Origin of the sequence: Bradyrhizobium forestalis, assembly GCF_002795245.1 — a bacterium.
Taxonomy (GTDB): domain Bacteria; phylum Pseudomonadota; class Alphaproteobacteria; order Rhizobiales; family Xanthobacteraceae; genus Bradyrhizobium; species Bradyrhizobium forestalis.
Window position 1 is genome coordinate 1 of the sequence record NZ_PGVG01000053.1, and the last position, 13,274, is coordinate 13,274.

The window sequence follows — 13,274 nt, forward strand, 5'->3', positions numbered from 1 at the left end:
TCGTCGAGTGGCAGCAGCGTATGCTGCCGGAAAGCAACGATGATCGCCTCCTCCTCGATGGAAAGGACAGTCGACTTGGCTTCCTTGGGGCCAGTCGAACGATCGGTGACGGTCTCGCGCTGCTTCCACTTCGCGACAATCTTCTGGTTGATCCCGTAGCGCTTGGCGAGACCTCTCAGGCTCTCTTGACTATTTTGTATTGCTCGACGGACTGCCTCCGTCGTGGTGGCGCAGCCGTGTAAAATCTGTCCCATAGCGCTTCCTTCGAATCGTGCGACAAGGATGCACCATCAAAGTCTGGGACTAAACATCCTAGCCACACCGGAGGTGCGCACCTTCGGCTCCCGCAGTCGACACGCCGAAACTCGCCAAAAAATGAGCACTGAACGTTAGATTTCGGCATACCCAGGGTTGACATCGCAGTAAATCGCTTTCGAAGCGAGCTAGGTTTACGGAATTGCGCAGGGTCCTTCGCGCCGACGCAATTCACAAAATGGAGGACATCGGGATGGCACGCTTGATGGTCAAGGAGCTTGTTCCAGAGTTCGTCGGAGAAATCACCGATTTTCCGATCCATGCTATGGACCAGCAGGTGATCGGGGATTTGAGGGAGGCTTGGACGCGATATCCGGTACTGCGATTTCGCGGTGTCCCGATCGGTGATGTCGAGCAGATCGCAATGACTAAAGCGCTGGGCCGCATCTTCCAGACAACAAATGTGCAACACGGCAAGCGCGAAGATTTCTCCGAGATCTTTGTGATCGCGAACAAGAAGAATCCAGACGGCACGCCGGCAGGGGACCTCGGCGATGGTGAGGTCCAATGGCACACCGACCACTGGTGGATCCAAGAACCGCCGTCGGCCGCCCTGCTCCGTGCGCTGGAGGTGCCGCCAACAGGTGGGAACACCTACTGGGCCAATATGTATACGGCTTATGCTGCTCTTTCCGAGACTATGAAGGCGCGATTACGAGGGTTGTACATTCATCACCAGGACGTGCTCGACATTTCCGGTTCTCCACGTCGGAGTAAAGAGCTGCCTTTCTCCAAGGACTTCGCAAGTTGGTCAGGCGTCGATCACCCAATTGTTACGCGGCACCCAGCTTCTAGGAAGCTCTGCCTCTATCTTGGTGCCAGCCGAGAGCGGCAAACGATTGTCGGCATGAAGCAGGACGAGGCGAACGAGTTGCTGGATCGCCTGTGGCAACAAGCTACCAGTCCGGATCACGTTTGGCACCAGGAGTGGAGAGTGGGTGATCTGATGATCTGGGACAACCGTTGCCTTCTCCATCGTCGAGATCAGTTTGACCCGCACTCCGTTCGCCTGATGCACCGCACAACCGCCGAGGGCGGGCGCCCGGTGGCGGCATTCTGAACCGGTTTAGAAGCGCTCCTGAGTCTTCCCGATGGATCAGGAAGCTCCCGCAGCGCCACGGAAGGAAGAGGGAGTGGTGGCGCATACGGTGTCCTATAGATATGGCCTATGTTGACCGTTGGCTAATGTTCCTTGCCAAGACGGTTGTCTGCGCGCTGCGGCTAGCGCAGGGACGCGCTGTTGTTCCGCGCATGAGGGAAGTGAGCTTTGAACGACGATTTTTGGTATTCACTGACGGCACTAGGTCGAAGCGACGAGGGTCGCCGCGCCTTTTTCCTTAGGGGCGCTGGGCGAAGTGCTCGGGGGGCTGATCGCAGAGGAAACCGGGAGGTACGCTGCCATGACTGATTTGTTAATGAACGGACGATGGCAACAATCGGTGTTGAGCCGCCGCACGCTCCTGCGGGGCGCTGCCGCCTCAATGGCCGTTCCTGCGGTCATGCGAACAACCGGCGCGCTTGCGCAGGAGAAGCTCGCGGGCAGTGGCCAAGTTGTCGTTTACAGCTACGGTGGCTCTTTCACCGATGGCGTTAGGCGATATGTCTATGAGCCGTTCACCAAGGCGACAGGTATCAAAGTCGTAGATGTGGTGGCCGATCTGTCCGAGCCGCAGGTCAAGGCGATGCATCAAGCGGGCCGGATTGACTGGGATATCGCCTATGTGCAGCCGCAGAACTATCCGCCGATGCAGGAGGCGGGTATGTTTGAGCCGATTGACTATAGCCTCTGGGATGAAGAGTCGTTGACCGGTACGCCGCCGCGCAGCCGTCTCAAAGACGCGGTCGCGATATTTTCTGTGGGGATGGTGCTGGCATACGATCAGCGCTCGTTTTCGCAAGCCGGGCCGCAAAACTGGGCAGACTTTTGGAACGTCAAAAAGTTTGCGGGACCGCGAGGACTCTATGCCTCCGAGGCGACGCGGAATATGGTATCTGCGCTCCTCGCAGATGGTGCCGCGTCTAAGGAGATCTGGCCGCTTACGAACGATAAGATCGATCGCGCATTGAAAAAGCTCACTGAGATCAAGCCATACATTACCAAATGGTGGACCGCTGGTGGAGAACCGATTCAGCTTCTGACAAACCGAGAGTACGCGATGACAAACGCTTATGACGGTCGTGTACTGGCCGTAATCCGTCAAGGCGTGCCGATCAAGATGGTGTGGGACGGGGTTTATATAAGGCCCAACTACGCGACTATTCTTAAGGGCGGACCTAACATAGCGAACGCGCAAAGACTGATTGCCTTTCTGAACCGTGCGCAGATCGCAGCTGGTTGGACACAGGCCACTGGCTATCCCGGTCCGAATATGAATCAGCTCGACCATCTGCCGCCCGACTTGATCCCGCTGCTCAATATAAATCCCGAGTACGCCTCAAAGGCCGTCTTTGAGGAAAGTGCCTGGCTCGCGGCCACACGTCCGGACGGCAAGACCAATGCAGATCATTTGCAGGAACGGTGGCTGGCATGGCGGACGCAATGAGCTCCATGGGAATCAACACCCGGCCTAAGCCACCGCGGGCGCGGCGATGGGGACCGCGCCATGAGCCTTGCTGGTGCACCGCTGCGGCTTCACGTTGTATTCAATGTTCGTGGGCGGGACATTAGTTGCAAACGCAATCATCTAGGAATTTCATAGCGATTTTGGATTGCCGCTCACGTAGCTGCTGAACACCTCAGCTGAATCGCTACCAGCCGTCGTGGCGCCTCTCGAGGTCCGAACCCGACGCGGCGATTCTAACAGAATCGCCTACTGACACAGTCTACACCTTTCGTACAAACCTGCCCGCGCCTCCAATCGCAACGGGTAAACCAGAGAGAGCAACATGACCGGTGAAAGCCAAGCCCTTACGATTCTCCTCAATCATCCCGCTGCGGAAGCTTATGCCCGACTAATAGGAGAGCGTTTCCCGCAAGTCCGCACGATCGTGGCGCCAGACCCTGCCCGGCTCGAGCAGCACATAGGAGAGGCGGAGGCGCTGCTCGCGTTCCGTTTTCCTGTCGAGGTGTTCGATAAGGCGAAGAAGCTACGTTGGTTCCAATGCACCGGAGCAGGCGTCGACTCTATCTTCCCGATCCGGGATAAAGTGGGGCACATCACGATCACCAATGGCCGCGGCATCCATGGAGATATCATCGCGGATTACGTGATGGCTGGTGCGACAATGCTGCATTGGGATTTCCGAAGGCTTCTGCGCGAGCAGGCGGAGCGGAAGTGGAATCCGCGAAATGTGACGCCGTTAGCCGAAAAGACGCTCGGGGTTATCGGGTTGGGGTCCATTGGGGCGACGATTGCGCGCCGCGCGAAGAGTGCCGGTATGACGGTCGTCGGCTCCAAGCGCGATACCTCTGCTCCCGTTGATGGCGTTGACAAGCTGTTTGGGTCCGACGAGCTCCGGAATCTTCTGCCGCTCTGTGATTTTGTGGTCGTAGCCGTGCCGGGAACGTCGGAAACGGTCGGCCTCATCGGCGCTGGTGAAATCGCATGCATGCGGCGCGACGCCTTCCTAATTAACATCGCCCGCGGAAACGTTATTGTCGAGGGCGAATTGATCAAGGCGCTGCAGGTAGGAAGTATCGCCGGAGCGATGCTAGACGTGTTTGAGCGAGAACCGCTGCCGCAAGACAGCCCGCTCTGGGATATGCCAAACGTAATTGCAACACCGCACGTCGCAGGAAGTCCGTCAAATTACACTGAGCGGGTATTCTCCTCATTTTTGGCAGACAACATCGAACGCTTCCTCAAGGGTCAAAACCTGAAGAATGTAGTGAATATCGCCCGCGGGTATTAAGCCCAGACTATTCGGCGTGATGCCGTCGCTTAATCCGCTTCTGGCTCGACGGTCAAAGCGGCGGCCGCTGTGTTGATATCGCGCGGTGCTCGAATCGGAGCGTAAAGCGCCTTGCGACCCGGCACGCTCCGGAACGGGCGATCCCTGAGCTGACTGGAGTGCAGTGATGTCTGACAAGCCTCTCGGAATGAACAATGGCCTAACGAATTATGGCGATCTCGATTTCGCGCGATTTTTGCGCCGCTCTTTTGCGCGATCGATGGGAATCTCGCGCGAGATGCTCGATAAGCCAGTCGTCGGCATCGCGATGACGCCGTCGGGCTTCAACAATTGCCATCGGTACATGCCGGATTTGGTCGACGCTGTCTGCCGTGGGGTGTTAGCAGCGGGCGCGCTGCCGCGGCCATTCCCGACCGTTTCGCTCGGCGAGGTTTTTCTCAACCCGACGAGCATGATGTATCGAAACCTTATGGCGATGGACACGGAAGAGATGATCGGCGCTCAACCGATGGACTCCGTTGTACTTATCGGCGGGTGTGACAAGACCGTGCCGGCGCAATTGATGGGAGCGGTCTCGGCAAACCTGCCAACCATCCAACTCGTCACTGGACCTATGTCGACCGGGCGATACAAGGGGCAGAGGCTCGGCGCTTGCACCGACTGCCGTGGATTTTGGGCCAAATATCGCGCCGGCAGTATTGATTCTCGGGAGATCAAGGCTGTGGAAGGCCAGCTCTCCGTCACAGCTGGCACGTGCGCGGTGATGGGGACAGCATCAACGATGGCTTGCATTGCTGAAACGCTTGGAATGTCCCTACCAGGGACCGCGGCCATTCCAGCCGTTCACGCCGATCGCCTCGTGGCAGCAGAAGAAACCGGAAAGGCTGCGGTACGCTTAGCACACAGCAAAATCACTCCAAGCGACGTCATCACGTTAAAATCAATTGAGAACGCGTTGCGCGTTCTGCTGTCAGTGGGGGGCTCCACCAACGCCGTGATGCACCTTGCCGCAATTGCGGGTCGTTTGGGAATCAGGATCCCGTTCTCGCGCTTCAACCAACTTTCTGACGAGACGCCTGTCCTCGTCGATCTAAAGCCAGCCGGGGAAGGCTACATGGAGGATTTCCATGCCGCCGGGGGCATGGGCGCATTGCTGCGCGAACTGCGTCCCTTCCTTCATCTGGATACGATCGATGTCGAGGGACGGCGCCTGGACGAACGTTTGGCCGAGCCCCTTGCTTGGATTGATCGTGCGGTTATTCGTTCGCTCGATAACCCCGTTGCGGGAGTTGGAGGACTCGTTGCACTGACCGGAAACCTTGCGCCTCAGGGGGCAATCTTCAAGCGAGCGGCTGCGACTGCGTCATTATTCGAGTCGGAAGGACGGGCCGTGGTGTTCTCCGGGCTCGAGGACTTGAGCAGGCGGATTGATGATCCCGACCTAGACGTGAGGCCAGATGACATCCTAGTTCTCCAGAACGCTGGCCCCTATGCCGCCGGTATGCCGGAAGCTGGCTATCTACCAATCCCGAAGAAGCTCGCCCGGGCAGGTGTTAAGGATATGGTGCGGATCTCGGACGCACGCATGTCTGGCACAGCCTTTGGGTCCATCGTTCTACACGTCGCGCCTGAGGCGGCGGTGGGAGGACCGCTGGCGGCCGTTCGCAATGGCGACCGCATCCGCCTCTCGATCGCCAATAAGAGCATGGACCTTCTCGTCGACGATGCAGAGATCAAGCGCCGTCTTGCGGATCATCGTCCCCCGTTGGTACCTGCTCGCGGCTACAAGTCGCTCTATGGCCGTACAGTGCTTCAGGCGCCAGATGGCTGCGACTTCGACTTTTTGACGCGTAACGGAACGCGATGAGTGCGTTTCCATCTGTGGCTGAGTGTTGGCCTTCTTCGGCGTCTAGCTTAGCCCGTGAAAAGTCTGTCTTGGAAGCGTCTCGGACCCAACATGCGATCTCAATACAGCATGTGGGTGAGCTTGATGCACCTTCGCTGCAGCATCAACTGGCCGCTCGAAAGGCAGAAGTCTGGCTAGACGACACGGCGTGAGCTCTAGGAGTTTCAGCAGTACGGATGCCGTTCCGAACCCAATAGGCTGACATTCCATGCCGGGCTTAGTGTCCCTTTCGAGCTCTTCGAAACTCGGTCCGAGCCGCCTAGGGCGACCTGCAGAAAATCGATGCCTTCGGCCCAGAACCCCTTGCAAACTGCCAATACGTGCAGAAATTCTGCAGTAAAGCGATATATAAAAGAAATTCGCCCTTTGGGAGGAGCTATGCTCTGATTCATGATGTCGCATTCTCTTGGAATTCTGCACCTCGAACGCGGGCTGCCACCCGGGGCTAAGCCCCCGACCCCCGTCCCCGGCTCGATGTTGAATCCGGCTACCTTCGATTTCCCGACTATCGTCGAAACCGTTGTGGGCGCTTGGGTGGAGAACGTCGTCCGGGGAGATCCGGCGCTCGAGCCGGCGTTCATCGCAGCCGCTCGGCGGCTGGTAGAGAGGGGGGCCGTCGCGATTAGCTCGACATGCGGTTTTTCGATCAGGCATCAGAGCGCGATCGCTGCATCGGTAAATGTCCCTGTCGTAACGTCCAGTTTGCTCCTGCTGCCCGCGCTACTTCGGCAACTTCCATCGCAGTCCAAGATCGGTGTCCTAACCTACGATTCTGCGCATTGCAGTGAGGACTTGCTCGGGATTAATGATCCAAGCGAGCGCGCGAAAATTGTGATCGGCGGTATCGAGGGTGGTAAATTCTGGCACGATGAGTTGAAGCGCCCGGCACCGCCTACCGACGCCGCAGCCATCGAAAAGGATGTTGCTGCTTGCATTGCCCGGCTCAGTGGCCAACATCCGAATATCGCTGCGATCCTCTTCGAATGTGCTGCGTTTCCAGCCGTCGCGCCCGCGATCCGCCGGACAGTCAAGCTGCCCGTCTACGACATTACGAATGTCTGCCGGTTGACGATGGCGTCCATGGCCTGAGAACTCGTCGCGCTCCTTCGAAGGCGCCGCTTGCTGCGCCTCCTTATATAGATGCTTCGCGATCGAGTTGCCTTGTTCAGCGAGCTCAAAGAGTGGTGAGACGGTCCAGACTACGCAACGATCACTGTCTGGTTTGTCGCGCTGCCCGTTGAGATCTTTCTGGGCAATGCGCCAACTCTCAAATCAGCAGCTCGGAAAAGAGATTGGAGAGACTTTCAATGAAAAAGGAACTGCATTTCGATCGGTCTGAATTCGCGGCACGGGTTACTGCTGTCAAAAGCGAGATGGGAAGACGTGGGATTGATATCCTGCTCCTCTCAGAGCCTGCCAATCATAACTACCTGACTGGCTACAACGCTTACTCATTCTATACGCCGCAGATGGTGATCGTTGCGCTCAATCGCGACGAACCCATCTGGGTGGGACGGTTCATGGACCGCGTCTCCGCCTCTATGACCACCTATCTTGCTGAAGACAATATCAGAGCCTACTCCGACCGATACGTACAGTCGACCTTGTCGCCATATGACTTCGTGGCTGAGCTTGTGAAAGAACTGGGAGGCGAGAAGGCGAGAATTGGTGTCGAGATGGGAGGCTATTACTACTCCGCGCGTGCTCACGCGGATTTAGTCCGGGCCTTGCCATTTGCACAGTTTGTGGACGCCGACGTACTGGTCAACTGGATTCGCATTGTGAAGAGTCCGGCTGAAATTTCTATCATGCGCCAAGCTGGCCAGATCGCCGATGCAATGATGAAGCGTGCCATCGATACGATCGAGCCCGGTGTGCGCGAATGCGATATCGCCGCTGCTGTCTACCACCAGATGATGTCAGGCACGCCCGAATTTGGCGGAGCCTATACTTGCTCGCCCCCCTATCTCTGCATCGGCGAACGAGCCATCGCCCCACATGCGGCCTGGACCGACGAGCCGCTCCCAGCCTCGACGACAATCAATCTTGAACTTTTTGGAAATAGGCATCGATATCAAGTCAATCTCAGCCGTTCGATTTCGGTAGGCAAGCCGCCTTCGGGCTATCAAAAGCTCTCGGAAATAGTCGTCGAAGCTTTGAATGCCAGCCTGGAGAGTGTGCGTCCGGGCCGGACATGCTCGGATGTTGCAGCCGTTTTTCGGCAGACGCTCGCTCGGCATGGAGTTGAGAAGGAGGCAAGGCTTGGCTATTCGATCGGTGTGGGGTTTCCGCCGGCGGTTGGAGAGCGTACGGCCAGTCTGCGCAAGGGAGATGTCACCGTCCTGCGGGCCGGCATGGTCTTTCACATGATGCCGGGCCTATGGCTCGATAACGTAGGCATCACCATAACGCAGTCTTTCGCTGTTACTGACGCAGGGCACGAGCCGCTGACGTCGACGCCGCGCAAACTCTTCGGCAAATAGGCTGGAGCATAGCCGATCTGCTCCCAAGGGGCTCATGCCTGCCGCAGCGGTGGTGCATATCACTCACGAGTTCGCCGACAACTCATGTACAACAGATCCCAAGGCGCGGGACAAATCCCTTACCACAGCGGGGCGAAGTCACGTTCCTTCCTGGCTGCAGTGCAGAGCCGTCCGCCTTACCTAACAAATAGGCTGTCTCATATGAATAAGTGAAGGTTCGAGCAGCTATTCTGAGCGCGGCATTGCGGCTGAATCCGAGTCGTTCTGTAGAATAACGGGCATCAACCAGAAATTAATGCAAGCGTTTACTAGCGGTCGGGTGCGTAGAGCAAACAATGAGGCGTTTGAGCTAACGCGGCTATGCAGTGACGGACTCGATGCTTTCATTCGTGTCAAGTCGCGACGGCGACTTCGAGCATAGGACAACTCGATTTGTGCTTGATGAGCGATGCGATAGATGCATCTCTCAAGCACGCGATCATTCATCCGTCATCGAGAAAAGAGCGCGTGCCAATCACTAGCTGGCTGCTAGGAACCGAACGGACTGCGACGATCGAAGCCTTCACTCGGCCTCGTACATCCGTCGCCGTTGGAGCGTTCCTAGGAAAACGCGTGGCAACTGCGCCTCATGAGAGACATGGGCCTGTCGCGAACGAGCGGGTCTCGCATTCGTCCTTTCGCCGATGGCGCTCGAAAATGTTCGACATCATCGTCGCCGCTCGCCATTGCCGCCGCGGTCTTCCAACCGGATTGCCGAAGCTTAACCATTGCTGTCTCCCGAACTGTTGCGGCGATTGATGCTGCACGCCGCAACTTGGGACTAACCAGGAAGTGGTCGGTGCCCATCAGCTCCAAAGGTCTGACTATGGCGGCGCTTCACCTAAACGTATCTTGCATGACATCCGAATGCATCTGGTTGCACTGCTCACCTTAGGTGAGGCTGGGCGGGGGGGATGGCAAATTGCTGCGCGACTTTATCGTCGGGGTCCGCACGCGCAAATCCTTCACAATTACCTTGTCGCCGCCGAAATTCGGCTTCGAGGCGGGACCAATTTCATCAAATCATATGGTGGGTTCGTCTAAACAAGCGTAGCAGCAAAGTTGATATCCCAAAGGACCCGCATGCCTCAGACGTTTCGAGATGCCAAGTCTTACCGCTCGATGCTCTTCGTCCCTGGACATAAGCTCGACTGGATGTTGAAGGCGCCGAAATATGGATCTGATGCCTTGATCCTCGATCTCGAAGACTCGGTCGGTATGGCTGAGAAGCCGGCGGCGCGCGCCGCGGTCGCCGAAGCGATCAAGGAGCTGCGCGCAAAGCGTATTGGGCTGTTCGTCAGGATCAACGGATGGCGAACCGGATGTCTAATTGATGACTTAAATGCGGTGGTCCTGGATGGACTAAATGGAGTGATGCTCTCTAAAACCGAGGATCCGGCGGACGTTGCGGCGCTGGATCTTGTCCTTGGAGAGTTGGAGCGGTCTCGCGGGCTACCGAACGGTGAAATTGAGATCTGTCCTTATCCAGAAACCGCCGTTGCGATGTACCGACTCTACGAAATCTGCATGGCTTCCCAGCGCGTGAAGAGAGCGGGGGCCGCGACGGGTCCGCAGCCGGGTGGTGATTCTGCCCGTTCTCTTGGCATACAGTTGGGCGACGAGTCCCCTGAAGCAGCTGCGTTCGCCGCCTACTCGGTGCTCCAGGTGCGCGCCGCGGGGATCGTGCATGTTGAAGGCGCAATGACCGCGCGATTGAATGACCCTGATCTGGTGCGCCGCAACGGTGAAAAATCAAAGCGTATGGGTGCGTCCTTCGCGTCAGCGATCCACCCGAGTCACATCCCCATCATCAATGAGATCTACTCGCCGTCGCAGGATGAGGTTGATGAGGCATGCGAACTCGTAGCAGCGATGGCTGCAGGCCTAGCGGCCGGCCAGGCCGCGGTCCGTTACAAATCTTCCATGGTGGACTATGCCGGCGCTCGCGCGGCTATGGATCTGCTCAAGAGAGCTCGAGCGGCCGGAATGAATGTTGGCGACGTGCCGGCGCTCGAGTTGCCCGCATAGCCAACGATGTATTCAACGCCGTCGTTCCGATGAACGGCGCAACTCGCGATTACTCCAATTAAGAGGTAGACATGACGGCAGCTTTGGAAGGGATTGTAGTACTGGATCTCACTGCGTATCTGGCGGGGCCATACGCGTGCTCCCTGCTCGGCGATGCCGGCGCCGACGTTATCAAGATCGAGCCTCCAATTGGCGATGCTTTGCGAAATTATCCGTCGACGCTCGCCGAAGACAATAGGACCTTCATGGGGGTCAACAGGAATAAGCGCTCGATAGTGCTTGATCTTAAGAAGGCTGAGGGCTTGCAGGCATTCTACCGGTTGGTCGAGAAGGCTGATGTCGTGGTTCACAACTTCCGCCCCTCGGTGCCCGCCCGGCTTGGCATCGACTACGAGACGCTAAGGAGTCGTCGTCCCGATCTCATCTACTGCTCGCTAACGGCCTACGGCGAAAACCAAAATGGTCCTCTTCGGGATCACCCTGGCTTTGACACTGTTCTGCAGGCGTTCACCGGCATAGCTTCAATGCAAGGGTCTGATACCGGACAACCGCAAATCCTAAACGGTTCGATTGTCGACTACTATTCATCATCAATGGTTACAATCGGGATTTTGTCAGCCCTCGTACACAGGCTGCGGACGGGTCAAGGCCAACACGTGAAACCCTCGCTTTTGCGCTCCGCGATTGCTTTGCAAGCCGGCCAATTCATCTGGGCGGAAAGCGAGCCTCGGGATGTCCAAAGGTGGTGGGGAGCGAGCTACTCAGGTATCTATCCTGCCAAGGAGGGACACGTCTACCTCCAAGCCACGACTCCAGCTTTCTGGAAGCACCTTTGCGAAGCGCTCGGCTTCCCGGAGTTGGTGGACGATCCTCGTTACGACACGCTCAAGAAGCGTGCCGAGCTCCGAGAAGAGATTAAGCCGCGCATAAGGGAGGCTCTGAAGCAACGCACCGCCCTTGAATGGGAAGAGCTGATGCTCGGCAAGGTTCCGTGCATTGCAGTCCGATCGGTTGATGCGATGTTTGAGCACCCACAAGTCCTGGCAGAAGGCATCGTTGTCGAGCACGAACACCCAAAGGTCGGTAAGTACAAGACCATGGACAGAGCCGTTAAGATGGGTGTGGGCGACTCGCCGACGAGGCGCGCTCCGCTGATGGGAGAGCATACAAATGAGGTACTAGCCAGCTTCGGATTTCGAAGCGAAGAAATTGCCGAGATTCGGGCGAAAGGGGCTGCAGCATGAAGTCGCAAATCTTTGGCGACATTCGCGTTGACTTGATCCCCGAGTTCGATTTCGTCATGGCGCCAGACTACTTATTAGTGGGAGTGACGAAGGAGGACGTCGCGGAACATGAGCACTGGTTGGGCCCTCGTAACGTGGAGGCGGGGACTCGCAATCTGAAGCTTAGCATGCACGCCTATCTGATACGCACTCGCCACCATACAATTCTGTTTGACACTTGCTGCGGTAATGACAAAGAACGTGAATACATGCCGGATTGGCATCGCTTGCGAACGCCCTTCCTTGAGCGGCTTGCGCGCGTCGGCGTGCGTCCGGAACAGGTCGACTTTGTGATGTGCTCGCATCTCCACGCCGACCATGTCGGCTGGAATACGCGCTTGGAGAACGGCGAGTGGGTTCCTACTTTTCCAAACGCCCGGTACCTCATCAGCAAAGGCGAATTTGATTGGTGGCGCGACGCCATCTCGGCGGGGAGTGTTAAGCCGTACCGGAAACTCGCGTGGGACGATAGCGTCCTGCCCGTTGTGGATCGTGGTTTGGCTGCATTCGTTGAGGATGATCACGCCATCGAGAATGAGATGCCGGACGAAGTGCGCTTCATGCCCCTATACGGCCACACGAAGCACCACTGCGGCCTCTACCTTTGCTCGCACTCTCAGGATGCGATCTTCACCGGTGACGCCATCCACCATCCGATTCAGCTTGCACGGCCGGATTGGCTCAATGCTGGCTATGACAATGCAATGGCGACTAAAGTTCTAAGGGACCTCATTGCTCGCTGTATAGACACGCCTACAAGGCTGATGTCGGCCCATTTTCCCGCACCGACCGCCGGCTGGGTGGTCAGTGAAGGAGGCCAAGTCCGCTTTCGCTTTGTAGATGATTGAAGGGCCAATTGATGCCGGCGGTGTTTAAACCTTCGGTGAACGGCCGTTTCGACATTGTCGAATGGCCGTTCTGTCGCTGCCAGCTAAGGTCATCTGCGAAGAGGTGGACTTCAGCCGCCTGTAGCATGCGCGGGTGAGCCACTCCGAAAGCATATGCGGATCCCACGTGAAATGACCCACGAGACCGATGGAGCAGCGTTCGAAGCTTCCGATGAAAGCGATCACGTCGACGGCATGCTGTGAAATCCCGTATTGATCGATAGATAGGGGAGGGACATCGCGGAGTCGGCACGACCAACGCGCCGTCGGGAGGTTGGCGCGCGGCGTCCAACGAGAGAGGACAATAGCGATGGCACAAGCTTGCTGTGCCGGAAGTTATCTAATACCGACGGCCCATGAGAGTAGGATTAGCTAGCATGCGAGCGTCCGCCCACAGGTCAACCCGAAAGCATGTTCGTGAGATCCAGAACAGTAATTCTGGGGCATTGACCCGAGATTCGGGCGCGTATTTTTTGCTGAT

Annotated in this window: 9 protein-coding genes and 1 pseudogene; 9 read left to right on the forward strand and 1 reads right to left on the reverse strand. The window is 57.2% G+C overall.

All coding sequences use genetic code 11. The features are described 5' to 3' along the window. Positions 1-254, reverse strand: a pseudogene (locus tag CVM73_RS34955) (IS481 family transposase); the annotation flags it as partial. Between the two features lie 254 nt (positions 255-508). Here CVM73_RS34955 and CVM73_RS34960 point away from each other — a divergent pair. The 9 genes from CVM73_RS34960 (at position 509) to CVM73_RS35000 (ending at position 12,754) form a co-directional block, all read left to right on the forward strand. Beyond that, positions 509-1,375, forward strand: a complete 867-nt coding sequence (locus tag CVM73_RS34960) for a TauD/TfdA dioxygenase family protein (RefSeq protein ID WP_208639278.1) — start codon at positions 509-511, stop codon at positions 1,373-1,375. 340 nt (positions 1,376-1,715) lie between these two features. Continuing rightward, positions 1,716-2,858, forward strand: coding sequence for an ABC transporter substrate-binding protein (locus CVM73_RS34965; RefSeq protein WP_146006706.1), 1,143 nt, complete (start codon positions 1,716-1,718; stop codon positions 2,856-2,858). Between the two features lie 343 nt (positions 2,859-3,201). Beyond that, entirely contained in the window at positions 3,202-4,167 is a 966-nt protein-coding gene (locus CVM73_RS34970; protein ID WP_100236319.1) for a D-2-hydroxyacid dehydrogenase, read from the forward strand. A gap of 166 nt (positions 4,168-4,333) precedes the next feature. After that, positions 4,334-6,034, forward strand: a complete 1,701-nt coding sequence (locus CVM73_RS34975) for a dihydroxy-acid dehydratase (protein WP_100236320.1) — start codon at positions 4,334-4,336, stop codon at positions 6,032-6,034. A gap of 429 nt (positions 6,035-6,463) precedes the next feature. Then, the gene (locus CVM73_RS41275; RefSeq protein ID WP_245452510.1) at positions 6,464-7,162 is read left to right on the forward strand and encodes an aspartate/glutamate racemase family protein; all 699 of its coding nucleotides are present in this window, start codon (positions 6,464-6,466) and stop codon (positions 7,160-7,162) included. A gap of 218 nt (positions 7,163-7,380) precedes the next feature. Beyond that, positions 7,381-8,556 carry a M24 family metallopeptidase gene (locus tag CVM73_RS34985; RefSeq protein ID WP_100236321.1) on the forward strand — a complete coding sequence of 392 codons (1,176 nt, stop codon included), beginning with the start codon at positions 7,381-7,383 and terminating at the stop codon, positions 8,554-8,556. Between the two features lie 1,122 nt (positions 8,557-9,678). Then, positions 9,679-10,623, forward strand: a complete 945-nt coding sequence (locus CVM73_RS34990; RefSeq protein ID WP_100236322.1) for an HpcH/HpaI aldolase/citrate lyase family protein — start codon at positions 9,679-9,681, stop codon at positions 10,621-10,623. A 71-nt stretch (positions 10,624-10,694) separates the two neighbouring features. Further along, a complete protein-coding gene (locus CVM73_RS34995) occupies positions 10,695-11,867 on the forward strand; it encodes a CaiB/BaiF CoA transferase family protein (RefSeq protein ID WP_100236323.1) in 1,173 nt (390 codons plus the stop codon). After that, the gene (locus tag CVM73_RS35000; RefSeq protein ID WP_100236324.1) at positions 11,864-12,754 is read left to right on the forward strand and encodes an MBL fold metallo-hydrolase; all 891 of its coding nucleotides are present in this window, start codon (positions 11,864-11,866) and stop codon (positions 12,752-12,754) included. The genes CVM73_RS34995 and CVM73_RS35000 overlap by 4 nt, the downstream gene beginning before the upstream one ends. Positions 12,755-13,274: the final 520 nt, after the last annotated feature.